The sequence below is a fragment of the Mesorhizobium sp. M8A.F.Ca.ET.207.01.1.1 genome, assembly GCF_004794715.1.
In the GTDB taxonomy this organism is placed as follows: domain Bacteria; phylum Pseudomonadota; class Alphaproteobacteria; order Rhizobiales; family Rhizobiaceae; genus Mesorhizobium.
The window spans coordinates 1-326 of sequence record NZ_SRUS01000344.1; the positions used below are offsets into that span (position 1 = coordinate 1).

1 pseudogene is annotated in these 326 nt (G+C 69.0%); it reads left to right on the forward strand.

Annotated features, from left to right (window positions below):
* Positions 1–326, forward strand: a pseudogene (locus tag EN850_RS34845) (FGGY-family carbohydrate kinase); the annotation flags it as partial.

Genomic DNA, 326 nt, shown 5'->3' on the forward strand with positions numbered 1-326 from the left:
ATCGGCACGGGCTTCGTCACCGAAGGACGCCTGGCGATGAGCCTGGGAACGTCTGGAACGCTGTTTGCCTACTCCGGATCGCCGGTGATCGATGCCGACGGCGCCTGGGCCGCGTTCTGCTCGTCCACGGGGGGATGGCTGCCGCTGATCTGCACCATGAACTGCACCGTGGCGACCGAACAGGTCGCCCGTGCCTTCGGCTTCAGCACGCGCGACGGCGATGCGCACCTGCGCGCGACGCCACCGGGAGCAGGCGGGCTGGTGATGCTGCCCTTCCTCAATGGCGAACGTACGCCGGACCTGCCGCACGGCAAGGGCGTGCTGGC